This is a genomic window from Synechococcus lacustris Maggiore-St4-Slac (genome assembly GCF_024345595.1).
GTDB classification, from domain to species: domain Bacteria; phylum Cyanobacteriota; class Cyanobacteriia; order PCC-6307; family Cyanobiaceae; genus Synechococcus_D; species Synechococcus_D lacustris.
Genome location: NZ_JAGQBK010000006.1, coordinates 110,203 through 135,167 on the forward strand (window position 1 = coordinate 110,203; position 24,965 = coordinate 135,167).

The window sequence follows — 24,965 nt, forward strand, 5'->3', positions numbered from 1 at the left end:
CGTTATAACCGCCATTTATGCAGCCAAAATGGAGTTTATAGCGCCAATTTAGCAAGAAACCTGCGGTTTCTCCTGATGCGTTTTTTACAATTTCACGCCAAATAAATGGCCGGCCGCTGAGGTGAGCCCCATGGCAACGGCGCCCCAGACCACCATCCGCAGGGCGCCTCTACGCACAGATGCCCCACCTGCCGCTGCGGCCATGCCACCAAATATCAAAAGGCTGCCAAGGGAAAGCAACACCGTGAAGGGCACCACCTTGCTAGCTGGGGCTAGCAATATCGCCAGCAAGGGCACCAGTGCACCCAAGCTAAAGGCCAAAGCTGATGCAAAAGCTGCCTGCAAAGGCCTTGCCCTAAGGGTTTCGCTGATGCCTAATTCATCGCGGGCATGGGCTTCTAGGGCCCCTTGAAGGCTGAGTTGTTCAGCTACAGCCCTGGCGAGGCTGGCCTCTAAACCCCGGGATCTGTAAATCGAGCTGAGTTCCTCTAATTCGCCCTCTGGATCGGATATCAATTCCGCCGCTTCCTTGGCCAGATCTGCTTTTTCTGTGTCCGCCTGGCTTTGCACCGACACATATTCACCAGCTGCCATGGATGCAGCTCCAGCCACCAATCCAGCTAGGGCAGTAATTAGCAGCGTTTCTGGTTTGCTGCCTGCACTGGCAACCCCAACCACCAGGCTGGCCACTGAAATAGTGCCATCATTTGCCCCTAACACCGCCGCCCGCAACCAGCCGGCCCGATGGCTTTTATGGGCTTCCCGGTGGCGGCGTTGCAATTGCATAGGCCCTACTCTTACTCAAATACCAGCTTTTTAAAGGTATCCCCATGGCCAATACCCCAAACGAAAAGCCATCTGAAACCACTGGCCAGCACGATTTTGACGTGCAAAAGGAACTGCATCAAAAAATTCGCAACGATCCCGATTACGACGATTGGGAATACGGCACTGAACCCTTACCCCACGAGGGTTGGACCAAGCCCAAGGCAGCTACACATAACCCAGCCATCCCCAGCCAAAGCCCCAATCCATGACCCTGGTGCTCCAGCAGTAATCCGGCCAGAGGCGGCAAACCAATACCGCTAATCGCCCAGGTTTGTGAATAGATACCCAAGGCCAAACCTTGCTTTTTGCTGCTCACCGATTCCACCACCGCTTCTGTGATCGTTGGTAAAAAAGCAGCTGTGGCAAGGGCCAGTAGCGGTTGGGCCAGCAGCAGCAACAGCAAGCCATGCTTATGCAATGCCGATAGGGCAAGCAGCAGGCAGCCGGCAGCAAAACAAATCAAACTCAAGCGCAAGCCAAATACCACTGGTTTACTTGCTAACCAATGGCCCACTGGCCATTGCAGCACTAAAACCAGCATTAGTTGCAACACAATTAATAGGCCGCCTCCAGCTTCCGGTAAGCCAGCTCGAGCAAGGCCGCCATTGGCTAGATCCAACGGTAAGGCGCTTTGTTGCAGCGTGAGTAGGCCTGTGCCCAAGAGCGAAACGATCAAAATAGGCAAGAGGGTTTGCCCCCACCAAGTTCTTACTTTCCCGGCGGGTAATTTTGCTGGTGCTGGCGGCAGCCCCCGGGCCGGGAGCTTTCTTGTTATCCACAGGAAAAGCAGCATTCCCGATAGGTCAACCCCATAGATCAGCCTCAATGCCTCAGGCCCCAGGCGCCAGGCCAAGCAACTCCCCAGTAGGGCTCCTGTTGCTATTCCAAAAGCATCGGCGCTGCGGGCAAGGGCAAAACCCTCGCTTGATGGCATGGGCGCGCTGAATTCGGCGCTGGCTAACTCCGCCGCCGGCCAATACAAGCCCATCGCCAAACCGAGTAGTAATTCACCCGCGAGAAAAACTTGGAAACTATGGGCATGGAAAAGGATTAGATCTGCGCCAATGGAGCAAACAGCCCCAAGCCGCAGTGGAGTGCCTAGGGCTAAACCACGGTCGAGCAAAATGCCACTGCCAGCGCGGGCCAGCAGGCCAACAACACTGGAAAGGGCAAGGGCAAAACCAATTTGGCTACTGCTAAGCCCAACGCGGTTGAATACAAGTGGGCCAAGGAACAAAATTCCCCCAGCCCCTAGAGCTGCCACACCCCGAAATTGCGCCACCCGGCGTAGGGTTCGGGGAAATTGCAGCCACCACCTGGCGAGTTGCACTGTTGTTTCTGCCTCGGCTGCCAACCCTGTTCTACAAACCTTCAAGCAAGGTTTTCTTGCTGTTGGCATTTCTGTGCTTATGGCAACACCCAGGGGTAGCGGCTGAACGTTTAAGCGTGAGGGTTGCTGGTTTAGATGTGCCGCTCGAGCTCCAGCAACTGGAGGATTGGGCCCTCCAACCCGGCAACAACCTTGAACTGGGCCCCTGGTTAAACCTGTTAGATGCCAAAACTCAGCAAAACATTCGCCTTTTGCTACTGCAACCATTGCCCCTGCAGGGTAATTCGATTGGCCCATTGCTAAATAGTTGGGCCGGGCAGCAATTGGTGCAACAGCTGGGGAGGTTGCTGCGGCCACCCCAGGGTGATGGCGGCGAATTGCTGCTCAATTTGATGCAACAACACAATGGCTCAAGCACCCTCAACCTATTGCGGGCTGCCCCCACACCAGAACTGCGCCTTGATTTAGATGCACTGATCGAATTGGCGGGGCGGCTAAGGGGGCAATTGCGCCAACAGGTGAGTTTGCAAAATAAATTGAAGGCCTTGCCTCTGCCTGAGGAGGTTGTGGCACTGCCTGCTGCGCTGCCAATTAGTTCAGAACAGCAAAGCCTTTTGGTACCCCACCGCGAAGCATCAATACCGTTGCAGTTGTGGTGGCCAAAATCAAACCAAGCGGCAAGCCATTGGCTGTTGCTTAGCCATGGCCTCGGTGGCTCAATTGAACAATTGGCCTGGCTGGGGCGGGGCCTTGCGGCCCAGGGCTGGCCTGTGGTTGCTATCCAACATCAAGGCAGTGATGCCGATGCTGTGCGGGGTTTGCTGGATGGTCGCCAAGCCTTACCTGGCATTGAAAGCCTGCCCGTGCGTTTGCAAGACCTGGATGCAGTTAGTGCTGCCATCGAAGCCAAGCAATTTCATTTCGGCAGCCAACCAACACCGCCGCGGTTCATTCTGATCGGCCATTCCCTTGGGGCTGTGGCTGGTTTGCTGTGGGCAGGCGCCGAGTTGCAGCCAGGTTTAGAGCAGCGTTGCCAAAGGGCGATGGTTGATATTCCTGTGCTCGATAGTTCCTTTCTGTTGCAATGCCAACTCACCAACCTCGCTTTGCCAATGGCAAACCCCGCCAAAGGTTTGGATGCGGTTGTGGCGATAAATGGCTTTGGCAGTTTGCTGTGGGGCCGAGATGGCTTGAAATCCCTTGATTTACCTGTGTTGATGATTGGTGGAAGCCTTGATTTAGTTACCTCACCTTTAAGGGAGCAACTGCTTCCTTTTCAGCAATTAACTAATAAACGCAACCGTTTAGCTGTTATTGAAGGCGCCAGTCATTTCTCTGCGGTGCGCATCGAAAAGGAACAGCCAATAATGCAACTTGGTGCCGATTTTGTTGGTAAAGAACCGCTGCAGGTGCAATCAATGCTATTGGAAATTCAAGCTGGTTTTATTGCTAGCATCGCAGCTAAGCAAACGCCACTGATTGGTAAGTTCAATCAAGGTGGAGTGCAGGCCTATGTGATTGATCGCAGTTGGCTAAAACAATTGCAGCCATTAGCTGAAATTACAGAAGTTAAAAATTAGAATTTTATGCGCGGATCTAAAATTGCAACCAGCACATCAACCACCAGGCTCACCAACACCACAAGTGTGGCCACCACCACCACAATTCCTTGCACGAGCGGATAGTCCCTTCTGTTGATCGCCTCCTGCAGTTGATTGGCAATACCTGGCCATGAAAAGATCACTTCGATCAACAGTGCTCCCCCCACCAAAGATGCCACTGTTATTCCCGCGATTGTGAGCACTGGTAATAGGGCATTCGGCAGCCCATGGCGCAGCACCACTTGGGTTTCGCTGATGCCACGGCTGCGGGCTGCTTCCACGTAGTCGGAACGGAGCACCCGCCGCAGATTTAGGCGTAGGGCATTATCAAAAATGCCACTTAGTAATAGGCCAAGCGTGAAGGCAGGAAGGGCTAAATGGCGTAGGGCAGCTGTAATAACTTGCCAATTACCACTAAAAATGCCATCTATTAAATAAAAACCGCTGCCATTGGGTGGCACCAAGGTGGGAGGAAACCGCCCCCCCACAGGAAACCAGCCCAACTTCACTGCAAATACCAACTGAAACACCATGGCAGCCCAAAAACTTGGTAGTGCATAGGTGCCGATGCCATATAAACGCCCAGCTAAATCAATCTTTCCCTCTGGTTTTGCTATTCCACTAAAGCCGGCGATTAAACCCAGCACGGCAGCGATCACAAGGGCAACAAAACCCAATTCAATACTTGCCGGCAAGGCATCTCTCACGATCCTCAGCACCGGCTTTGCACTCACAAGTGATGTGCCGAGATCGCCCTTAAGTAGATCAGTTAAAAAATCAAGATATTGCAGCGGTAGTGGTTGATTTAATCCCAATTGTTGGCGCAATTGTTCCCTAGCCGCTTCACTTGCCCTACTGCCAAGCAGTGCATCTACCGGATCACCGGGGGCAACCCGCAACAACAGAAAAACCAAGCTGGCGATCAACCACAACATCACCGGCGCCAGCAGCAAACGGCTGCCCACATATCGCAATAGCTGGTTGCCACGATCCATAACTAATTTGCTTCCCCCTGGCGATGTAGATCAGCTAGCAATAAACGGCCGCTGCCATCAAAGCGGGGTGTGCTCACTGGGGGCCTTGCCCATGCCCTTGATCGCACCAGCCAGATCGGCAGATAGGGAACCCCTTGGGCGGCCCGCTGCTGCACGGTTTTAAGCGCTTTTATTCGCCCTGGCCCACTGATCTCTTCGGTGGCGATCAATTGCGCTTGTAGCCCTGGGGCACTCCAAAAACTACCGCTGGCCGCACTTTCACCTTCTTTGCACACATAGCCCAGGGGGCGTTTACAGGCCAGCAACGGCACTAAATAGTTATCAGGGTCGGGATAATCCCCCGACCAATCCAGCATCATCAGCTGAAAAGCGCCATCCCCCAGTTGTTTATAGGCGGTGGTGGATTCCATGCCAGTAACACTCAGCTGGAGGCAATCGGCCAATTTGGTGCTCAGCAGTTCCTGCCAAGTAAGGGCAAACAGGCGATCGGTGGGCACATTAGAGCGATAGGTGAGGTTCAACTCCAGCCGTTTAGTGCCGCAATAACCCTCTTGTTTAAGCAGTTGACGGGCGGCCGGAATGTTTTGTTGCGGCCAGCCGGCGCTGGCACCGGGCAGGCTTGGCGGCACTAGGCCATAGAGGGGGTCGCGAATGTTGTCGCTAACCCTTGCGCTGATCTGGGGGCGATTGAGGCTTAGGGCAAGGGCTTTACGCAACCGCAGCCGATTTAAGGGGGGGCGATCACTGAGCACACTCAGATAACCGATTTCAAGGGCTGGCCCCACCCCTTCCTTGAGCACACCACGGGTGGCCTTTTGGTGGAGAGCCCTTTGTTGATCTGGTTCCAGGCTGCTGGAGAGCAGCACATCCACATCACCGGCATTAAGGGCGCCAAACAAGGTGGTGGAACTGCCCATACCCACCAAGGCAACACCGTTATTTCGTGCTTTTGCACCCCAATATTTATTAAATGGTTTTAGCCGTTGCAGTTGGGGGCTATAGAAACTGAGTTGATAGGGGCCCGTGCCAACGAAGCCGCCCGTTAAAAAACTGCGCTGATGATTTTTATAGGCTTTTGGTGATACCGGCGTGAGGCTGGTGGAACTAAGTAGTGCAGCTAGGGGGCTAAAGGGACGCCTAAGGGTTAGCTCCAACTCATAGGGGCCGAGCACATTTACGCCAGTTATGCGATCACCCACCACATAACTAAGTTTGGCGATGGCAATGAACCGGCGCAGGCTAAAGGCCATCGCTTCGGCATTAAAAACGCTGCCATCGTGAAAATGCACCCCCTGGCGCAAGCGGATCACAGCCCTAAGGCCTTGGTTGCTCAGTTCAGGCATGGCTGCTGCCAGCCGCGGTTCGATCTGCCCACTGGCATTGATGCCATAGAGGGGGTCGCCAAGGGCCGCAATCAATTGCATGGCGCTTGAGGTGGTGGCTTGGGCTGGATCGATCGTGTCGATCGATCCATAGCTGGCAACCACCAGAGGTGCGTGCTCCTGCTTTTTCGCGCAGCCAGCTAACCCTAAAAAGAGGCTTAAGGGGATATAAAACCAGCTTTTGAGTGACCTAACCAAGGTGGTTTGCGCTTGCGGCACCAACCTATGGCTTTGGGGTGCTGGCAACAATATTTAGCGAAACCTCAAAAACGGGTGACCCTTCTGCCTGCAGAGGCCAGCGCCTCACCCAACAACGGCCCTGGCGATCATCTACGCCGATCACTTGGTAGAGATCGGGATCACAACGGAGGTGAATGCAATCGCCCTGATGGAGTCGCATGTGCTTCTCGCGATTGATCGAATCATTCCTTACCTAAGCCCACAGGCAAGGTTCGAGCTGAACACTGGGCTGCCTTTGTGAGGGAACCCAGTTATCAATTGAGCTAAAGCGTACGTAGGCAGCAGGTAATAGCTTCCACCTCAGGCCGCAATAAAATCATTGCCAAGGCCCGCTGGAAATTGCTTTCCTGCACCACATGGGTAATAACCACAATTTCAGCGCCGGCATTTTTTGATTCAAACTGCACGATTGATTGCAAGCTCACACCCTCAGCGCCAAAACAACTACCGATATGACCGATCACACCTGGTTTGTCGGCGGTTTGAAAACGCACGTAATTGCGGTGCTGGGTGATGGTGCTATCCACTAGCCGGCAGGAACGCCAACTGCCGGCAGCTAGCAAGGGATCTAGGCCTGCTTTTGCCCCTGCCACCTGTTGGATTGCGGCAATATTGAGGATGTCGGCAACTACGGCGCTGGCGGTGGGTCCGGAGCCGGCTCCAGGGCCATAGAACATCACCCTCCCCACCGGATCAGCTTCCACCAGGATTGCGTTGTTAACGCCATTCACCCCAGCTAAGGGGTGATCAAGGGGCACCAGGGTGGGATGAACGCGCACATCAAGCACCTCAGTGCCATCGCTATCACTGCTGTGCCGTTCAGCCACAGCCAATAGCTTCACCACAAATCCGAGTTCCCGGGCGTAGTTGATATCGCGTATTTGTAGTTGATTAATGCCTTCCGTTGGAATGGCAGCTCGATCAACTAATCCGCCGTAGGCAAGCCCAGCAATAATGGCGATTTTATCTGCGGCATCCCCGCCTTCCACATCGGCGGCAGGATCGGCTTCTGCATAACCAAGGGCTTGGGCATCAGCTAACACCTCTGGGTAACTGGCCCCTTCCAGGGCCATGCGGCTGAGGATGTAGTTGGTGGTGCCATTGATGATGCCGCTAACCCGTTCAATGCGATTGGCGCCCAGGGATTGCTTAAGGGGTTCCAGAATTGGAATGCCACCACCAACAGCCGCTTCCATCAACACATAAACCCCTTTTTCAGCAGCGGCAGCTGCTATCTCAGCGCCATGGCGGGCGATTACAGCTTTATTCGCTGTTACCACCGCCTTACCTGCGGCAATTGCGGCAAGAATCAAGCTGCGGGCTGGTTCTAACCCTCCCATCACCTCCACCACTAAATCCACCGCTGGATTGGCTACAACCGCAGCGGCATCGGAGCAGAGCAATTCCTTGTTTAGGCCTTGGGGAAGGCTTCGCTCCAGGCTGCGCACCGCCACTTGGCGCAACTCGAGCTCTGCCACCAAAGGGTGCCTGCCTTTGGGATCAAGCAGGATCTCGGCCACACCCCTGCCAACGGTGCCAAGCCCAATTAAGCCAATGCCAATTGCCATCTAAACGGTTCCTTTTTTATCGATCCTATTAATCAAGCGGTGGCTGCAAGGGCAGCCGCCTGAGCCTGCATATGGCGCAGAATATTAAGGAAGCCATTGGCCCTTGATGGGGTGAGGCTGGCCTGGAGCCCTGTTTCTGCCATGAAGCTTGGATCAACGGCAACCACTTCTGCTGCGCTTAGCCCGTTTAAACCAGTGATTAAAAGGGCTAGCAATCCCTTGGTGATTTGGGCATCGGCATCACCCTGCCACTGCAGAAGGCCTTCATCTAACTGTGGCTGCACAAAAACCTGCGACACACAACCCTTAACCCGATTGCTTTCGCATTGCAATTCAGCAGGGGCGGGCGGTAATTTTTTGGCTAACCACAGCACATATTCGTAACGACGTTTGGGATCACTGCTGCCTTTTAACTTGGCAACAATTTCATCAAGGGCGGCGCTGCCGCTTGCCATGGCGAATGAATCCAATTAATGCCAATGAGCCTAGGGCGCTGATGCCAAGTAACGAGCGGCCTAATTCCAAATAATCGCGGTGCCCAGGGCCGCCATCCACCACCAGTTCCCATTCGCGGTTGGCTTGGGCCGGCATTTTTGCTTTAAAGCTGCCATCACTGCCGGTGCGCCCCAGCTTCAGGGTTTTGCTGCCATCTGGTGATTGCAAACGCACTTCAGCATTAACTAAAGGTTCACCAGTGGAGAAGTGGGAATTTAATTGCAGTAAACCGCTGGCTTCTAAACCAGAAAAGTTGGTTTCCACCCCATGGGCTCGGGCGGCATTAGGAATTACCAGCGCTTGGCCAACAAGTAAGCAAGTAGTTATTAAACCAAGGGTTATTGCTGGCCTGTTGCTTAAAAGCATCACTCGGATTTATTAACTCTTTCAAATCTAGCAAGGGCCTAGAAGCCAGTAAAGCCATTGCCGGCTTGATCAAGCCTGCCAACTTGAACCATTCCCACCAATGAACCAATCATCAGCTCTAGGGCTTGATTGGGGCGCTTATCACCAGCAGCGGCGCTTTTGGTTTTATTGGTTTGATGGCTGCCTTTTTGTGGCATGGAAGCGGAACTGGAAAGCAAAGCTGTTTACCCGTTACCAAGGCATCCTTACAAAAACAAAAGCCCGTTGGTGTTCATTGCAACGGAAGTTCAAGGTTGCAGCCGCTGGCACCCCGTTTCTGTGATCCAGCCGGCAAAAGGCACATCCCAGGGATCCCTTGGCAATTGCTCCACCACACAGCACTGGGGCAACACCACTAGGGCCGGCACCTGTTGCCAAGTTGGATCCTGTCGCAAACGGTCGTACCAGCCACCGCCATAACCGAGCCGAATGCCGCTTTGATCCACCGCTAAAGCCGGCACCAGCAGCAGGGCAATTTCCTCTGGCCTTAGGGCTCCATGGAATGCCGGTGCTGGAATGCCGCAGGCGTCCTTTACTAGGGGCCCATCTGGGGGCCAAGCTAGATAGCTGAGGCGAGCAGCCTCCCTTTCGTTCTTAGCGATCACCGCCGGTAGGGCCAGGGGACCAGGCCAATGCTGGCCAAGGGCCAGCAAGTTTGGCTCTCCAGCCAGGGGCCAAAAAATACCTAAATATTGTTTACTTTTGAATTCCGATAGGGTTTTCACTACGGCATTAATTAGTAGCTGTTCTTTTTGTTTGCCATATTCAGCATTGAATTGATTCAGGCGCAGCTCACGAAAGCGCCTGCGATAGCTTGCCTTCACCGCTGAAACCAAGCCGTTAAAGCAACTGCTAAAGCATCAGCAGCGTCGTCTGGTTTGGGCCGTTCATCAAGATTTAATTCACGCATTACCGCATCTTGCACATCGCTTTTATCGGCATGGCCATGGCCAGCAAGGGCGAGTTTGATTTGCATTGGGGGGTATTCAACAATTGGTATTTGAAAGCGGCTAAGGGTCATGATCAACACTCCCCGCGCTTGCACCACCGCAATTGTGTTGCTGGAGCGGTAGAAGAAAAACTTTTCAACAGAAGCTAAATCAGGCTGCCAGCGGCGGATTAATTGGCGTAGATCATTAGCGATTTCCACCATTCGCTGGCCTTCACTTTTGCCCGCTTCTGTGCTGATCATGCCGCAATCCAACATCTCTATGGGTGGGCCGGTTTCAATCACGCCATAACCCACCCGCGCCAGGCCTGGATCTATGCCAAGGATTCGCATTGAGCTAGTTCAAATTCACTTAAATCCTTTGGCATAGGCCTTGCAAATACTTGGCAGAACACCTTCACAACCCTCTCGCCTGAATCGATTGCCTCCAAGGGGTCTTTGCGTAGGCGATGCCGCAGGCAACAGGCCACCACCCTGGCCACATCCTCATCGCTCACCTCCAAACGCTCTTCATAGGCCGCAAGGGCCCGAGCCGCCCTGTTGGTAACGATGTCTCCCCGCAAACCATCCACATTCAATTGGCCGCACACCTCGGAAATTTTTAAGCGCAAGTCGGGATCTAGCTGCACATTGGCTAGCCGTTCCTGGGCTGCCACCACCTTGGTTTGCAGTGCTTGTTGGGCCGTTTGCACCTGCTGCAAAAAGCCGTCGGGGTTGCCATCAAAACTGCTGCGTTGTTCCACCACCTGCACCCGCTGCTGGGCATTGCGCACCGTGCGCACCTCAACGCTCATGCCAAAGCGGTCTAGTAACTGGGGCCTTAATTCACCTTCCTCTGGGTTGCCTGAACCGATCAACACAAACCTGGCTGGATGGCGCACGCTCACCCCCTCGCGTTCCACCGTGTTCCAACCCGAGGCGGCTGAATCCAGCAACACATCCACCAAGTGGTCGTCTAGCAGGTTCACCTCATCCACATAAAGCAGGCCGCGATTTGCCTTGGCCAGTAGCCCTGGTTCAAAGGCCCGAATGCCTTCACTAAGTGCTTTTTCAATGTCGATCGTGCCGCAAAGTCGATCTTCAGTGGCACCCAGGGGTAGATCCACCATGGGCACCTGCCGTGGTTCCACCGGCAGCAGCTCACCTTTATCTGCCCTACTGCGCACCTCAGCGCTTTGCAGGTCGGGATCGCTTGGGGAGCTGTTGTAGGGGTCGCCCGCCACCACATCGATCTCTGGCAGCAGATCAGCCAGGGCGCGGATGGTGGTGCTTTTACCCGTGCCCCGATCGCCCATGATCATCACGCCGCCGATGCGTGGATCAATCACATTCAGCAGAAGGGCCAGCTTCATCTCCGCCTGGCCCACGATGGCGGTAAAGGGATAAACCCTGCGCTTACGAACCTGGCTCACCACTAATTAACGGGCACTGGTTCGGATTGTTTCACAGCTAAGGGTGTAACCGTTAGCACCTGCACAGGGGTGATATCAGCGGGCACGATCAAGCGCAGCCTCACATTGCGTTGTTCACCCGCCGCAAGCGTTACAAAACCCAAGGGTTTACCTAAATCGCCCTGGCGTAGAACCAGGTGCAGATATTTGCGGCCTGGATTGCCATCAAGGCCGCGCAGCTCAACACTGCCTCGAAAAAAGATTGCTGGCCCAGGCGGATTTCTAAAACGCAGGCCGCCTTCCTTGCGGTCGCTTTTTAAGGGTGATTCCAGGCTCAAAGCCAGTTGTTGGGTTTGCTTGCCGCCATTGCGCAGGGGTAAATCCAGGTCGTATTCCACGCCGTAGTTGCCATGGGCTTCCCAAGCTGTGTTGGGGTAATAGGCAAGCAATTGGGCTGATTGCACCTGGCCAGTGCCGAAGGTTCCCTTTTGCAGGCTGGCGATTGGCCATGAAACCGGCTGATCGCCAATCTGCAGCACTTTGCTGCCCGGATCACTGAGCACACCTTTCCAGCGCCTGCCCTGTTGCACCCCACTAACGCGCGAATAAATGATTGGCCCCGGGGCCCCTTTAGGGGTGGGCACGTGTTCCTTCTCGCTCAAACCGCCATCAAGCAGGGCAAGCCATTGCTCCGGGCTGGGTGGGTTATCACCGATCAAGGCAAGGCTTGCTAGGGCCACAGGGCCATCGCTTTCGAAGCGCACCTGCAAGTTGCGGCCATTTAGCAATGGATCCAAACCCTTCACAGGGATCGGCAAACTAAAAGCCAATTGGCTGCTATTGGGGGGCAGGGAGATGCTGGCGGGCAACCAGCTGGGCCTTGGTGCGCCGGCGATTAGGTCGCCGGCGGCCCGGGAGCCAGGCCCGGCGTAAACACTCAAGCCATCGTGTTCAAGTTGGTGGGGAAGGGGTAGAAAAGGGGCATCCGGTTGTGATAGCCAGCTGGCTCCAGAGGGCATTCGGATCGTTATGGCCCTGTTTGTGCGATTGCCCAGCACAATGCCAAGCCAAAGGGTGCTGTTTGGATTTGGCCCAACGCCAGCAAAAATGTGATGGCTAAATAATTCAAAACTGCCATCGAGGGGCAGATTTAAATGGGCGTCAGGTACGGGGCGATTTTTACCATCAAATGTTGATAACAAAATCCCAGCACCCTTCACTACTTCTGGGTTGTTGTCGTTGATCATCAAGCCGCGATCCAATTGGCCTGGTAGGGCCCGCACCACGCCGGCACGGAATTGCTCTGTTTGGGCCTGGGCCTGGTTTGGCAGGATCAATGTTTCAAACAACAGGGCGCCTAATACGGCGGGCCAAAAAGTTAATTTCATTTTTAGTTTCATCATCAATTTCATCTCAATACCTGGGAGGTGGCAGCTGCCATCGCTCGGATCAGATCGGTGCTGCGGGGATCATTAAATGGACCCTTCACCATGTAAGAGGCAACAGCGCGGCGGCCATCTGCTAGTTCAATCAAACCGGAATCCACGTAGGCGATACCGATATCACCGGTTTTATTGAATACCCTCACGCCTTTACTGAGCAGGGCAGCATTCACCTCATCACTGCCACCGCCTAAACCCTGCAACCAGCCCGTGGGGATCAAGGTGTCTGTTCTGGAGCTGCCAAGGGTTGAGCGAAATAGGTCGCGGCTGCGGGGTGATAGTTCCTTACCGGTTTCAACTAACGCAATTGTTCTTGCTTGATCCCTAGGGGTGCTGGTGTTAGTGCCATCAAGATCTGGCAGCCAATTTTTGATTGCAGTGCCCGTTAAACCCAATTGGAGAAATTTGGCATTTAGGGCGGTTTTACCACCCAATCTTTGAATTAATAGGTTGGTGGCGGTGTTGTCGCTAACGCGAATCATTTCAGTTGCCACCTCATTAAAACTGAAGCGGCTACCCAAAGGTTGGCTGCCCATCCAGCCAGAACCACCGCCAACAACAACTTTGCTGATGGTTAGTTTCTCATTCAGTTTTGCTTTGCCTTGATCAATTGCCTCAAACGCAGCCAGCAAGATTGGTGTTTTGATCGCACTGGCTGCCGGTAGAGGTGTGTCGGCATTTAGCTGGGCATAACTGCCCGTATCCAGCACCAGCACAAATGCACCGGCCTTGAGGTTTGGTTGGGCGGCAGCTAGTTGGCTGAATCTTTTGCTCAGATCCAGCAGTTCATTGGTTGGCTTGAATTCCCCCATGTCGGAGCGGTTAACAACTGCGATGGCGCTCCTGCTACTCGCTCCGATGCCGCTAAATCGAGGCGCTAAAAGTTTTAGGGCTGTGCCCGTTAACACCCCCAGGCCCACCCCAAGGATCAACAGCCGCAGCAATAGCAGGGCTGGTTGGCTTGCAGAAAAACGTTGGCTCAAAACCCTGCCCTAGCGCAGGCCAACTTACCCAGAATCGCGGCCAATAGCCCAACGCAGTTGACGCACCATTCCCCTAAGCAGCGCCACCTCTTCCCCATTGGGTTCGGCCCGCAGTAATAAATGCCTAAGTTTTGCCATGCGCGCCTTGGCGGTGTGCGGATACAGGAAACCCACCTCCAAAAGCAGGGCCTCGGCATCCTGCAGGCTTTGCTCAAGCTGCCCCTGGGCGGCTAATGGGGCCAATGGGGAGGCCTGGGGGTTTGGCGCTTGTGCTTGGTGGAGCTGTTGAATTTCGGCCAGGCAAATTGCCACAGCGTGGGAAAGATTTAAAGAGCCATAGGTGGGCGCCGTTGGGATGCGCAGCAACCTGCCCGCCAGCAGTAATTCGTTGTTGTGTAAGCCATGGTCTTCCCGGCCAAACACAAGCGCCACTTGGCTTGGTCCCCCCTGGGGTTCAAGCAACCATTCCAATGCTTCCTTGGGGCTGTGGTGGGGGCGTTCTTGATTTTCAATTCTTCCGGAACAGGCCACAACCCGGCGGCAATCGGCAACGGCAGCAGCTAGGTCGCCATAGGTTTCTGCTTTGCCGAGCCAGGGCCGCCCATGCACTGCCATCAAATGGGCCAGGGGATCATCCAGTTCACAACGGGGGTTCACCAGCCTTAAGCAGCTTGGTTCGTAGTTGGCGCAAAGCCTGGCAACACTGCCGAGGTTCAATGGACCGGCAGTTTCCACCAGCACCACCGCTAGGCAGGTCACTGCAGGGTATGGAGATGGGCAAGCAGGTCGGCCATCGCCTGGGGATCCGGTTGAAACTTAGGCATAGGTGGGGTGCGACCACTAACCACCTGTTGGATCAAGGCTGAATCTCCCTTGCGACGGCTTACACCATGCAGATTTGGCCCCACCAAGCCTTGGCCAGCGATGCCATGGCAGCCGGCGCAATTAATTAAAAACAACTTTGAGCCCCGCTCTTGATCCCCCTGTAGATCCAAGCTGCTGCGGGTATAGGGATCTTGACGGCTTTGGCCGTAGAGGAAAACAGAAAGCAGCAAAGCCGCCACCAGGGCAAGGCCCACAAGGGCTGTGATCAAGCCTCGCCTGTTATCTGCAGTTGTTATTTCCGTTTGCGTCAATGCAGATCACTTCAATAGTTGGAGGAAGGGGGCAAGGCGGGACCTGCTCCCTTAAATTATTTCAATCAACTCTATCCACCAAATCAGGCTGATGATCGAACCTCTCCTTTGCGGCATCGTTCTGGGCTTGATCCCCGTAACCCTGGTGGGTCTTTTTGTTGCCGCCTGGAATCAATATCGCCGGGGCAGTGCCCTCGGCGGCTAGGAGCTGCCACTGCAGCACAAGTGTTCGGCCATAACGCTTGCGGCTTAGCTCTAGCCAGGGTGCTTCGCAGCTTGGTGTTTCATCCCTGGAGCATTCCAGCAACAGCCTTCCCGTTGGCGCAAGCCAGTTACCGGCATAGATGGCTTTGGCAATTGATCCATAAAGATTCGATCGATAGGGGGGATCCCCATAGATCAATGAAAAAATCTCTGTTTTGGCTGGGTTGCGCCTGCTGTTAAGCCAGCGATCAACATCCGAAACCGCCAGTTGCCACTTGTTTCTGTAGGCATCACCCAAAGCCTCCAAGTTGCTGCGGGCAACGGCAGCAATGCGGCGGTTTTCTTCCACCAGCTGCACAAATGCTGCCCCGTGCAGCAGGGCCTCACAGGCCATGGCACCGCTGCCGCTGCATAGATCAAGCCAACGGCTGCCCGGTATTTGGGGCCTCAAGCTATTCATTACCGCCTCTCGCACTAGGGCAAGGGTGGGGCGGGCCACAAGCCCAGGGGGGCTTTGCAGTTTTTGGCCATTGCTAAGCCTCAGGCCCATGGCAGGGTTTGTAGCCAGCGGCGCAGCAGCAGCAGGCCCGCCTCTCCGGATTTTTCAGGGTGAAATTGGCTTGCCTGCAATGAACCCCTACCCACAGCTGCCACCACCTGGCTTGTGCCATAGGGGGCTAGGGCGGTGATGCAACTGCGATCCGCAGGTACCGCTGCAAAGGAATGCACGAAATACATCCAAACCGGCGTGGCCTGGTGATCAAACAAGGCACTGGGGGCAGCTGATGTGAGCGGAGCCCAGCCCATATGGGGCCTTGGCTCCCCCGGCATTAGTGGTAGGGGTTCCACCCGGCCTGCCAATAATCCAAGGCCCGGCAATTCACCTTCATCGCTGCCTTCAAATAACAATTGCAGCCCAAGGCAGATGCCAAGCAGGGGTTTGTTTTGGCCGTCCCAATCTTTGAGGGCATGCACCCAGCCGCCCTGCTGCAGCTTGGCCATGGCTGGATCAAATGCGCCCACACCAGGCAGCACCAAAGCTGATACCACATCCAGTTGTTGTGGATCATGCAGTATTTGCACCTGGCCGCCCAATTTGGTGAGGGCTTTTTCCACGGAGTGCAGATTGCCCATGCCGTAATCAACTATGCCAATCATTTCAATAATCCAAACTGTTCACATGGTTGATTAGGGCATATAAACCACCCATTTGGCGCTGGTCAAAACAAAGTTCAAGGCAACCGGCAACAGCATTATCACTATGATTTAGAGGTTTAAATGTAATCTTTTCGCTTAAGAGTAGCTGGCTAAATTTTTGATTTAATAATTCTATATCTGTTTTTTTAATGGCATGATTTAAAAATAATTGCAATTTATCTGCCTCAAAGCGGCTGCTATGAAAAACGCGATAAAAATGACGGATGTGGTTCATTGCCGCCAAAGCGCTATCAGCGCTGCAATAAAGATAATTATCTTGAGCTGCAATTAGGCCCCGATCCCCAAGGGCGCCATCCACATAGCTATGCCAGCGCTGCCAGTAGTTGTCGCCAGGGGGGGCTAGCAACACCACTGGAATCGGAGGATTTTTGGCGGTTTGAATCAGGGTGAGGGCTTCAAATAATTCATCTAGGGTGCCAAAACCACCTGGCAATACCACTACGGCAGCGGTTTCACGCAAAAAGAAAAGTTTGCGGGTGTGGAAATAACGAAAGCTCAACAGGCGTGGATCAGAGGCAATAAAAGGGTTGGTTTCATGTTCAAAAGGCAGCTGCACATCCAAGCCAAAGGAATTGCCCCTGCCAGCTCCGCGGTTTGCCCCTTCCATCACGCCAGCACCGGCGCCAGTCATCACATCAAAGCCAGCGGCCACCGCCGCCGCCGCCAGCTCCACCGCTAGGGCATAGGCGGGTTCTGCCGTTGTGGTGCGCGATGAACCAAACACCGCCAACTTGCGGGTGCTGCGGTGGGGATGGAATACGGAAAATCCAGCGGCCATATCAGCCAAGGTGCCTTCAATCAATTGCCAGTCGTTGGCATCTGCATCGGATCTACTGATCTGCAGCAGGGTTTGAAGCGCCCTAACGGCTGCCGCTTTATGGGGATGGTTGCTGAGCTCAGCAGCTAGGGAATCGATCTGGGAGCTGATTAATTCTGGCTTCAGAGGTATTTAGAAATCGTGCTGGCCAGGGTGTTTTTGGGTACGGCACCAACAACGGTATCCACTTTTTGGCCCCCCTTAAACACCATCAAAGTGGGGATGCTGCGAATGCCATATTGGCTGGCAACATTTGGATTTTCATCGGTATTCAGCTTCATCACCTTGATGCGGCCCTCAAATTCCTTGGCGATTTCATCAACGATTGGTGCCACCATGCGGCACGGACCGCACCATGGGGCCCAGAAGTCCACCAGCACAGGTACGTCGCTCTGCAGCACGTCTTGGTCGAAGGAGGCATCGGTAACGGCAGCGGCGCTCGACATTGCTAGTTGGTAAACGATGTTCCAATCTAGCAATGCTGCTGCAAAAAACCCCATTGGTTTGAGAAATACCAATGGTTGCGGAGTTGTTTAAGACGAAAGCCCGGACGCGCCGGGCGGGTGGTGTGAGGAGTGTGAGGCCGAAGCCACACATTTCCATGCTAATGCCTCATTTCGCCAATCTTTTCCTTATTTACCCATTCCAAGTTGTTGCGCTTTTTGATAAACCTTGCCTTCCGTAAGCAGCGACGGGGCCACTACCACTTCCACCTGTTGCATCTCTTTGATCGTGCGGGCGCCAAGGGTGCCCATGGAAGTGCGGATACAGCCCAATAGGTTTTGGGTGCCGTCATCAAGATTGGCAGGCCCCCGCAGGATCCGCTCGAGGCTGCCGGTGGTGCCCACCTTGATTCGGGTGCCCCTGGGCAGCAGCGGGCTGGGGGTGGCCATGCCCCAATGGAAGCCCCTGCCAGGCGCTTCGGCGGCCCTGGCGATGGGGGATCCGATCATCACGGCATCGGCGCCGCAGGCCAAACATTTGCAGATGTCGCCGCCGGTAACAATGCCGCCATCGGCAACGATGGGTACGTAGCGACCGGTTTCCTTCTCAAAGTCGTTGCGGGCCGCGGCGCAGTCGGCAACGGCAGTGGCCTGGGGAATGCCAATGCCCAAAACCCCCCGGGAGGTGCAAGCCGCTCCAGGGCCTATGCCCACCATTACCGCAGCGGCACCGGCACGCATCAAAAGCAATGCCACCTCATAGGTAACGCAGTTACCGATCACCACAGGTACCCCCAAGCTGCGGCAGAGATTTTCTAGATCCAGGGTTTCTTGGCCTTCAGGGCCCAGGTGATCGGTGCTAACAACGGTGGCTTGCACAAAAAATAAATCCGCCCCTGCCTCAGCAACCGCTTTACCGAATTTCAGCGCTGCCGCTGGGGTGGCACTAACTGCAGCGATGCCACCGGCTTGTTTTATTTCTGCAATGCGAGCGCGGATTAACTCCTCCTGCACCGGTTGGCTGTAGAGCTCCTGCATCAGGGGAACAAATTCTTCGTTCCCTACGGCTGCGATGCGATCGAGCAATGGATTTGGATCGCTGTAGCGGCACTGCAACCCCTCCAGGTTGAGCACACCCAAAGCACCCAAACGGCTTAGCTCCACCGCCATCGCCCCATCAACCACCCCATCCATGGCACTGGCGATGATTGGAATTTCCCGCTCAAAACCAGCCAGGCGCCAGCTGCTATCAACAACAGCTGGATCAACGGTGCGGCCGCCAGGCACCAAAGCGATTTCATCGATCCCGTAGGCGCGACGCACTATGCGGGAACGCCCCAGTTGAATGTCCACCAAGAGGCCTTTGCTTAGATAAGGCTCAAGTTATCAATCAATCGATTGCTGAGGTGGTATTCGGGGCTATGGGCGCCCTGAAAATGAATTCCAAGCGCCGCTGAGCTGGCCGATAAAGGTTTTGCGATCGCTGCTGCGCACAAGTTTTTTAGCTGCAAATATCCCTAGCCAGATCAGTCCCACCAGCTCAAGCAGCCGCGGCAGCATTGGGATGTGATTAAGGGTTCCCAGCACTGCCCCGAGCAGCTGCAGGAGGATTAAAAGCACAATTGCAAGCCCCGCTGCTTTCAGGGGGCCTTGGCTTTGCTCCCAAATTTGGCTTGCCTTGCCAGCTCCGAGCCAGTTGTTCAACACGGCCATCAGTTCTTGCCACTCACCACCCTCGCTGGCTTCAGCTGTGTTGGCTGGGGCCAGAATCGTTTTGGCAATTGGGCTATCAATTGGATTTACAACTGGATCGGCAATTGGATTTACAACTGGATCTTCCATGGAACTGCTGCATGGCAAAACCGATTTTATCCGAGCAAACTAATAATCAAACTTTCCCTTAACCATCAAGGGGTTGCAGGCTGCCATCGCCAGTGAGGGGAGCTTGCCAAGCTCGAATTGGGAAGCTGCCATCCTTCAATTTCTCCACCAGCAGCGCCGTGTGGCTATCGCCAAGCTTGAGGCTGCAGGCCGGTGCTGCCTTCACCCATTGGCCATCCACCTGAATCCTGCCGCTCAGTAGCGCCGCGTAGCTCACGGTGCCAAAACTGGGCCTAGTTCGCCGCGGTATGGAGAAATCCAATACGGGCACCTCCAAAGCCCCATCTGGCACTGCCGCCGCCCGGGCCTGGGTTTCAGCAAGCAGCAAAATCGGCGCAGCCACCGCCACCAAAAGGGCTGCTCCATGGCCTTCAAACCAACAGGGTTTGAGCCACTGGCGCCTTAAGCCGTGCAGGTTCACCGTGGCGGCCACCGTTGCCCCGGGCGCCCTGGCCTGGCCATTGGCCTGGCGGCGGCAATTCGGTTGATGGCCACTGCCGGGCCCTAGCACCTGGCCGATGCTGCCCGCCACCAGCAGGGGTTGCCCTGGCCCCAGTTGGCTTAAGCCAGGCATGCTCAGGCCAATGCTGCGGGCGCCACTGCAACTAAACAAGGCGTTGCCATAGGGGCCTAGGAGCCCGCCCATGCTGCTTGCTAGCAAACCCTCAGCGCTGCTAACGGCCACCACTCCATTTTCGCTGATCGCCCTGCTCAACAGCAGCCTTGCCGTTGTTAGTTGCTTGAGCTGAAGGCGGGTTTGCAGCTCCCGGCGGGGGTGCAGGGCAGTGGCCTCGCCGAATAATTCCAGGGGCACTTCCTCCCCGGCCAACAACTGATCGAGCACATGGGCGCCACCGCGGCGGCGAGGTGTGTCAAGGCCAGCACCAATGGGTAAACACAATTCGCCGGGGCCGTAGCCCCCACCGGCGGCCACCCCCCCCAGCACTGCCCTGCGCAAGCGCAGGGGTGGATCGCAGGGGCCAAGGCTCAGCCAAATTTGACCCTGGTCGGTGAATTCACAGCTGCCGGCTGCCACCACATCCGTGCTGCCATAGGCCGCCTCCAGCCCTTGGGCCTTGGCCAAGGCGCGAAATTCCAGGGCGCTGCACACCCGCAGCTTTCCCAGCAGCTGTTTTTGGCGCAGTTCTTCTGGGGTTCGGGGCTGGAAAGCCATGGGGGGCTGCTTTGTAGGTAATGTTGGGTGTTCTCCCGGCCAAGCGCAGCAGGCAGTTCCATGGCGGATCCCACCGGATCGATCACCCCGGAAGGTTCCCCCGAAGGGTCTACCGAGCGAATCATCCAAACCGACCTACGCAGTGAAATGTCGCGCTCCTATTTGGAGTATGCGATGAGTGTGATCGTGGGTAGGGCCTTGCCCGATGCCCGCGATGGTTTGAAACCAGTGCATCGCCGCATCCTTTATGCGATGTATGAGCTTGGCTTAACCAGCGATCGGCCCTACCGCAAATGCGCTCGTGTGGTGGGTGAAGTGCTTGGTAAATACCATCCCCATGGCGACACGGCCGTATACGACGCCTTGGTGCGCATGGCCCAAAGCTTTTCGATGCGCGCGCCGTTGATCGACGGCCATGGCAACTTTGGTTCCGTGGATAACGATCCACCGGCCGCGATGCGATACACCGAATCCAGGTTGCAGTCGCTCACCACCGACAGCCTGCTGGAGGATATCGAGGCTGAAACCGTCGATTTTATCGACAACTTTGATGGTTCCCAGCAGGAACCAACGGTGATGCCAGCGCGGCTGCCGCACCTATTGCTGAATGGCTCCAGCGGCATTGCCGTTGGGATGGCAACCAATATCCCCCCCCATAATTTGGGTGAGCTTATCGATGGGGTGTTGGCACTGATCGCTAATCCAGAATTAGACGATCGCAGCTTGATGTCGATAATTCCGGGGCCGGATTTTCCTACCGGTGGTCAAATCCTCGGCCGCCAAGGCATTCGTGAAACCTACAGCGGTGGCCGCGGCTCAATCACGATGAGGGGCGTTGCTGCAATTGAAACCCTTGAGGTGAAGGGTAGGCCTGATCGCGATGCCGTAATTATCACCGAACTGCCATACCAAACAAATAAGGCTGCTTTGATTGAGCGGATTGCAGAGCTGGTTAATGATAAAAAATTAGAAGGAATTTCAGACATACGCGATGAAAGTGATCGCGATGGTATGCGAATTGTTATTGAATTGCGCAGGGACGCATACCCCCAGGTTGTGCTTAATAACCTTTATAAAATAACACCACTTCAAAATAACTTTAGCGCTTACATGCTCGCCCTCGTTAAGGGTGAGCCGCTGGTGCTTAACCTGCGGCGAATGTTGCAGGTGTTCATTGAATTCCGCATCGAAACAATCGAGCGGCGCACCCGTTATCTATTGCGCAAGGCAGAGGAAAGAGACCATATCTTGCTCGGTTTGCTCGTTGCGCTTAATGATCTAGACGCAATTATTAAATTGATCCGTGGCGCCGCTGATGCCGCCACCGCCAGGCAGGAATTAACTGCTCAACATGGCTTAACTGATATCCAAGCCGACGCAATTTTGCAGATGCAATTGCGTAGATTAACCGCCCTAGAAGCTGATAAAATTAGGCTCGAGCATGAGGATTTGCTCGCTAAAATTGCCAACTATAAAAATATCCTCGAAAATCGCGAAAGGGTGCTCGAAATAATTGAAACAGAATTAAAGCAGTTAAAAGAAAAACACAGCACCCCCAGGCGCACCGAAATCCTTGATTTAGAAGGGGGGCTTGAAGACATTGATCTGATCGCTAATGAGCGTTCGGTGGTGCTTCTCACTGAAAACGGTTATCTAAAAAGGATGCCCGTTAGTGAATTTGAATCCACCAGCCGCGGCACCCGCGGTAAAGCCGGCACTAAGAGCCAAGGCGAGGAAGCGGTTTGTTTATTTATTAGCTGCAACGACCACGATTCGCTTTTACTCTTCTCCGATCGCGGTGTTGTTTACTCGGTTCCCGCCTACCGCGTGCCGATTGCCAGCCGCGCTGCTAAAGGCACGCCAATAGTGCAATTGCTACCAATACCGCGGGAGGAAAAGATCACCTCCATATTGGCTGTTTCCGCCTTTGAAGAAGAGGTGCAGCTACTAATGCTCACCAGCGGCGGTTATATAAAACGCACACTTCTCTCAGCCTTTTCCAATATTCGTGCCAATGGTTTGATCGCCATTGGTTTAGAGCCCTCCGACGCCCTGCGTTGGGTGCGTTTAGCCAAGGTTGGCGACAGTGTATTGATTGGTTCATTAAAGGGAATGGCGATTCATTTCCGGATTTCCGATGATGAATTAAGGCCCCTGGGCCGCTCCGCCAGGGGTGTGCGAGCCATGGCCCTGCGCGCTGGCGATAGCTTGATGAGCATGGATGTGTTGCCAAAGGATCTTGCCGATCGCATCGCCAATAGCAATCTGGAAATTGCCGATGCAGCAGCTGATGCCGATGCCGACGTAGATGTGCCAACCACCAGTGAAGGCCCCTGGGTTTTGGTTGCCACCGCCTCCGGCCTTGGTAAGCGGGTGCCAGTGGATCAGTTTCGGCTTCAGAAACGCGCTGGCATGGGTTTAAGGGGAATCAAATTCCGCCGTGATGGCGATACCTTGGTGGGTTTACGGGTGATGGGCGAGGAGGAGGAATTGCTTTTAGTGAGTGAACGCGGTGTGATTGTGCGCCTGCAATCCGATGCCATTCCCCAGCAATCCCGGGCTGCCACTGGAGTGAGATTGCAGAAATTGGATTCCGGAGATCGATTGGCTGAAGTGGTGTTGGTGCCGCCGGCCCTAGAGCTGGAAGAAGAGGTTGGCGCAGAAGCTGAGGCTTAAGTGATGGCAAACCCTGGTGTTGATTTCTGGGTTGCTAATACGATTGCAGATTTGATCCAGGGGGACGTTAAAGAACACCTCCCCCTAACTGCAATCCCCTTAACTGGCGATGTGTTGGGGATGGGCACCACCACCAGCATTGATAACGGTGAACTTAGCTTTTTACGCAATTCCAGTGGCAACACCACCATTTGGAAATGTGAGGCAGTTGATGGGGGCATTCGTGCCCTACGGCCTGGCGACGGCAGTTCCCACTTTCCCTACGTTTGTTTTACAGCTGATGCCTCTGCCCTAGAGGTTTTACTTGATCCCGTTGAACTTGTTGGTGTTGGGGAGCAACCACTGCAAATGCTGGTGGCTGCTGCAATCAAGCAGTTGCAGGAGCAGGGGCGATTGGCGGCGGCTCCGATCTACGGCCTGCGCTTGGAGTTGGAGTGGCAAAGCCTTGTAATCACTGTGGCTTCTAAGCTCTGCATGGGTCAGCAACGGCGCAATACAGCTATCGCCCGCAGCGAAACCAGCGAGGGAACTGCCGCCAGCAGCATCTACGACCTTTTGCAGCACTACCGGCTTGCCCCTGAAGATCCTGGCAACGGCAATGATCCCGTGCGCTATCTCGGAAACTCAATGGAGTGGGATTGCTGTGGATTTTTCGATACCAACCCAAGCGCCGGTTTAGTTACGATCCCAAATCCTGATGCCCACTTACATCTACATGGTTGCAGTAGTGATCTTCGCTATGGCGGCCATTTGCACCATGAACACCCTGGCAGCTGTTTAAAAGCAGTAAAGCGTTTTGCTATCTACCCACTGCAGCAACTGCAGCACCTCAGCAGTGATCTAGCAATTGAAGCACTTAGCTACAACGCTGCTGTTGCCAGCTTTAAGGTTGTAAATCGCGGTGCTATGGATGTGAGCGATGTGGGCGTTGCCGTTGTGGTGAATGATTGCTACTCCAGCCATCTATTTCTACGCATGCCTTGGCTTGCGGCAGGCGCTAGCGAGCAGTTTGAAGTGCCCCTTGCCCTTGCCAGCGGCAGCCACTGCTTGGAGGTGATAGCTGATCCAGAGGGGCAAATAATTGAGCCAACAAATCAGCAGGCTAATAATCGAGCCCGTTTAGATCTAACGCTCTGATGGCAGCCACCATTGATGTGCTGGTTATCGGCGCTGGGCCGGCGGCCCTCTGCATTGCAGCCGCCCTTGCCCAGCATGGCTTAAGGGTTAGGGGCATCGCACCCCATGATCCAAGCGATCAGTGGCCAAACACCTTTGGTATCTGGGGCCCTGAGGTGGATCAATTGGGCCTTCAGCATCTGCTGGAGCACCGCTGGAGCAACTGCCATAGCTACTTTGATATAGATATCAATCACCCCATTAACTACGGCCTTTTTGATAAACAAGCCCTTCAGCAACACTGGCTTGATCAATGCCTACAAGGGGCTGTTGATTGGCAGCTGGGCCAGGTGGTTTCAGTTGCCCATGATTCCAAGTATTCATCAATTACCACCGCAGCTGGTGAGTGCCTAGAGGCGCGGTTGGTGTTAGATGCCAGCGGCCATCATTCCCCATTTGTGAAAAGGACCCAGCTCAAGCCAGTGGCTAGCCAAGCGGCCTATGGCATCGTTGGCCGCTTTTCGGCGCCGCCGCTGGAGCCCGGTCAATTTGTATTGATGGATTACAGAGCAAATCACCTAAGTGAGCAGGAACGTAACAACGAACACGCCACTTTTTTATATGCCATGGATTTTGGTGCTGGCCTCTTTTTTGTTGAAGAAACCTCCCTTGCCTTGGCACCACCTGTGCC

General features: G+C 54.6%; 27 protein-coding genes and 1 pseudogene. 5 read left to right on the forward strand and 23 right to left on the reverse strand.

What is annotated here, in order from left to right:
- Window positions 1–84: 84 nt before the first annotated feature.
- Window positions 85–786, reverse strand: a complete 702-nt coding sequence (locus tag KBY68_RS06645) for a VIT1/CCC1 transporter family protein (RefSeq protein WP_255096413.1) — start codon at window positions 784–786, stop codon at window positions 85–87.
- A 142-nt stretch (window positions 787–928) separates the two neighbouring features.
- A complete protein-coding gene (locus tag KBY68_RS06650) occupies window positions 929–2,110 on the reverse strand; it encodes an MFS transporter (RefSeq protein ID WP_255096414.1) in 1,182 nt (393 codons plus the stop codon).
- A 110-nt stretch (window positions 2,111–2,220) separates the two neighbouring features.
- Here KBY68_RS06650 and KBY68_RS06655 point away from each other — a divergent pair, with 110 nt between their 5' ends.
- Window positions 2,221–3,738 (forward strand): alpha/beta hydrolase, encoded by a 1,518-nt coding sequence (locus tag KBY68_RS06655; RefSeq protein ID WP_255096415.1) that lies wholly within the window; start codon window positions 2,221–2,223, stop codon window positions 3,736–3,738.
- Here KBY68_RS06655 and KBY68_RS06660 read toward each other — a convergent pair.
- The 14 genes from KBY68_RS06660 to KBY68_RS06725 all read right to left on the reverse strand — a co-directional run bounded on the left by KBY68_RS06660 (window position 3,735) and on the right by KBY68_RS06725 (window position 14,745).
- Complete coding sequence (locus KBY68_RS06660; RefSeq protein ID WP_255096416.1) at window positions 3,735–4,754, reverse strand: ABC transporter permease; 1,020 nt, start codon at window positions 4,752–4,754, stop codon at window positions 3,735–3,737. The genes KBY68_RS06655 and KBY68_RS06660 overlap by 4 nt on opposite strands.
- Window positions 4,755–4,756: 2 nt before the next feature.
- On the reverse strand, window positions 4,757–6,334 hold the full coding sequence (locus tag KBY68_RS06665) for an ABC transporter substrate-binding protein (protein WP_255096417.1): 1,578 nt from the start codon (window positions 6,332–6,334) through the stop codon (window positions 4,757–4,759).
- Window positions 6,335–6,359: 25 nt separating this feature from the next.
- Window positions 6,360–6,536, reverse strand: coding sequence for a DUF8657 domain-containing function (locus KBY68_RS06670; RefSeq protein ID WP_162842899.1), 177 nt, complete (start codon window positions 6,534–6,536; stop codon window positions 6,360–6,362).
- A 103-nt stretch (window positions 6,537–6,639) separates the two neighbouring features.
- Window positions 6,640–7,944, reverse strand: coding sequence for a homoserine dehydrogenase (locus tag KBY68_RS06675; protein ID WP_255096418.1), 1,305 nt, complete (start codon window positions 7,942–7,944; stop codon window positions 6,640–6,642).
- 32 nt (window positions 7,945–7,976) lie between these two features.
- The gene (locus tag KBY68_RS06680) at window positions 7,977–8,399 is read right to left on the reverse strand and encodes a SufE family protein (protein WP_106500251.1); all 423 of its coding nucleotides are present in this window, start codon (window positions 8,397–8,399) and stop codon (window positions 7,977–7,979) included.
- Complete coding sequence (locus KBY68_RS06685) at window positions 8,374–8,805, reverse strand: hypothetical protein (RefSeq protein WP_255096419.1); 432 nt, start codon at window positions 8,803–8,805, stop codon at window positions 8,374–8,376. The genes KBY68_RS06680 and KBY68_RS06685 overlap by 26 nt, the downstream gene beginning before the upstream one ends.
- A gap of 38 nt (window positions 8,806–8,843) precedes the next feature.
- Window positions 8,844–9,023 (reverse strand): hypothetical protein, encoded by a 180-nt coding sequence (locus tag KBY68_RS06690; RefSeq protein WP_255096420.1) that lies wholly within the window; start codon window positions 9,021–9,023, stop codon window positions 8,844–8,846.
- A gap of 69 nt (window positions 9,024–9,092) precedes the next feature.
- Window positions 9,093–9,668 (reverse strand): 5-formyltetrahydrofolate cyclo-ligase, encoded by a 576-nt coding sequence (locus KBY68_RS06695; protein WP_255096421.1) that lies wholly within the window; start codon window positions 9,666–9,668, stop codon window positions 9,093–9,095.
- Window positions 9,665–10,126, reverse strand: a complete 462-nt coding sequence (gene ruvC, locus KBY68_RS06700; RefSeq protein ID WP_255096422.1) for a crossover junction endodeoxyribonuclease RuvC — start codon at window positions 10,124–10,126, stop codon at window positions 9,665–9,667. The genes KBY68_RS06695 and ruvC overlap by 4 nt, the downstream gene beginning before the upstream one ends.
- Entirely contained in the window at window positions 10,108–11,205 is a 1,098-nt protein-coding gene (gene bchI / locus KBY68_RS06705; RefSeq protein WP_106500261.1) for a magnesium chelatase ATPase subunit I, read from the reverse strand. The genes ruvC and bchI overlap by 19 nt, the downstream gene beginning before the upstream one ends.
- A gap of 2 nt (window positions 11,206–11,207) precedes the next feature.
- The gene (locus tag KBY68_RS06710) at window positions 11,208–12,572 is read right to left on the reverse strand and encodes a DUF3370 domain-containing protein (protein WP_255096423.1); all 1,365 of its coding nucleotides are present in this window, start codon (window positions 12,570–12,572) and stop codon (window positions 11,208–11,210) included.
- A gap of 20 nt (window positions 12,573–12,592) precedes the next feature.
- A complete protein-coding gene (locus tag KBY68_RS06715) occupies window positions 12,593–13,609 on the reverse strand; it encodes a serine hydrolase (RefSeq protein WP_106500247.1) in 1,017 nt (338 codons plus the stop codon).
- Between the two features lie 24 nt (window positions 13,610–13,633).
- A complete protein-coding gene (locus KBY68_RS06720) occupies window positions 13,634–14,368 on the reverse strand; it encodes an RNA methyltransferase (RefSeq protein WP_255096424.1) in 735 nt (244 codons plus the stop codon).
- Entirely contained in the window at window positions 14,365–14,745 is a 381-nt protein-coding gene (locus tag KBY68_RS06725; protein ID WP_241537164.1) for a c-type cytochrome, read from the reverse strand. The genes KBY68_RS06720 and KBY68_RS06725 overlap by 4 nt, the downstream gene beginning before the upstream one ends.
- A 91-nt stretch (window positions 14,746–14,836) precedes the next feature.
- On the opposite strand from KBY68_RS06725, the gene petG reads away from it, so the two are divergent.
- Window positions 14,837–14,950 carry a cytochrome b6-f complex subunit V gene (gene petG / locus KBY68_RS06730; protein ID WP_015110794.1) on the forward strand — a complete coding sequence of 38 codons (114 nt, stop codon included), beginning with the start codon at window positions 14,837–14,839 and terminating at the stop codon, window positions 14,948–14,950.
- Window positions 14,951–14,974: 24 nt separating this feature from the next.
- Here the strand turns inward: petG and KBY68_RS06735 are convergent.
- From KBY68_RS06735 to KBY68_RS06765, 7 genes and pseudogenes are all read right to left on the reverse strand, one after another.
- A pseudogene (locus KBY68_RS06735) lies at window positions 14,975–15,499 on the reverse strand (RsmD family RNA methyltransferase); the annotation flags it as partial.
- Entirely contained in the window at window positions 15,490–16,107 is a 618-nt protein-coding gene (gene hisH, locus KBY68_RS06740) for an imidazole glycerol phosphate synthase subunit HisH (protein WP_261345745.1), read from the reverse strand. The gene hisH and the pseudogene KBY68_RS06735, both read right to left, overlap by 10 nt.
- Before the next feature lies 1 nt (window position 16,108).
- Window positions 16,109–16,969, reverse strand: a complete 861-nt coding sequence (locus tag KBY68_RS06745) for an LOG family protein (protein WP_255096425.1) — start codon at window positions 16,967–16,969, stop codon at window positions 16,109–16,111.
- A 137-nt stretch (window positions 16,970–17,106) separates the two neighbouring features.
- Complete coding sequence (gene trxA / locus KBY68_RS06750) at window positions 17,107–17,430, reverse strand: thioredoxin (RefSeq protein WP_106500694.1); 324 nt, start codon at window positions 17,428–17,430, stop codon at window positions 17,107–17,109.
- Between the two features lie 186 nt (window positions 17,431–17,616).
- Window positions 17,617–18,780, reverse strand: coding sequence for a GuaB3 family IMP dehydrogenase-related protein (locus tag KBY68_RS06755; RefSeq protein ID WP_106500695.1), 1,164 nt, complete (start codon window positions 18,778–18,780; stop codon window positions 17,617–17,619).
- A gap of 66 nt (window positions 18,781–18,846) precedes the next feature.
- The gene (locus KBY68_RS06760) at window positions 18,847–19,269 is read right to left on the reverse strand and encodes a CAAD domain-containing protein (protein ID WP_255096426.1); all 423 of its coding nucleotides are present in this window, start codon (window positions 19,267–19,269) and stop codon (window positions 18,847–18,849) included.
- Between the two features lie 58 nt (window positions 19,270–19,327).
- Window positions 19,328–20,482 (reverse strand): homocysteine biosynthesis protein, encoded by a 1,155-nt coding sequence (locus KBY68_RS06765; RefSeq protein WP_255096427.1) that lies wholly within the window; start codon window positions 20,480–20,482, stop codon window positions 19,328–19,330.
- A 60-nt stretch (window positions 20,483–20,542) separates the two neighbouring features.
- On the opposite strand from KBY68_RS06765, the gene gyrA reads away from it, so the two are divergent.
- From gyrA to KBY68_RS06780, 3 genes are all read left to right on the forward strand, one after another.
- Window positions 20,543–23,158, forward strand: coding sequence for a DNA gyrase subunit A (gene gyrA / locus KBY68_RS06770; protein ID WP_106500693.1), 2,616 nt, complete (start codon window positions 20,543–20,545; stop codon window positions 23,156–23,158).
- 3 nt (window positions 23,159–23,161) lie between these two features.
- Window positions 23,162–24,295: a CARDB domain-containing protein gene (locus KBY68_RS06775; RefSeq protein ID WP_255096428.1), complete on the forward strand. Its 1,134-nt coding sequence runs from the start codon at window positions 23,162–23,164 to the stop codon at window positions 24,293–24,295.
- On the forward strand, window positions 24,295–24,965 hold a 671-nt coding region (locus KBY68_RS06780), incomplete at its 3' end, for a lycopene cyclase family protein (RefSeq protein ID WP_255096429.1). The genes KBY68_RS06775 and KBY68_RS06780, both read left to right, overlap by 1 nt.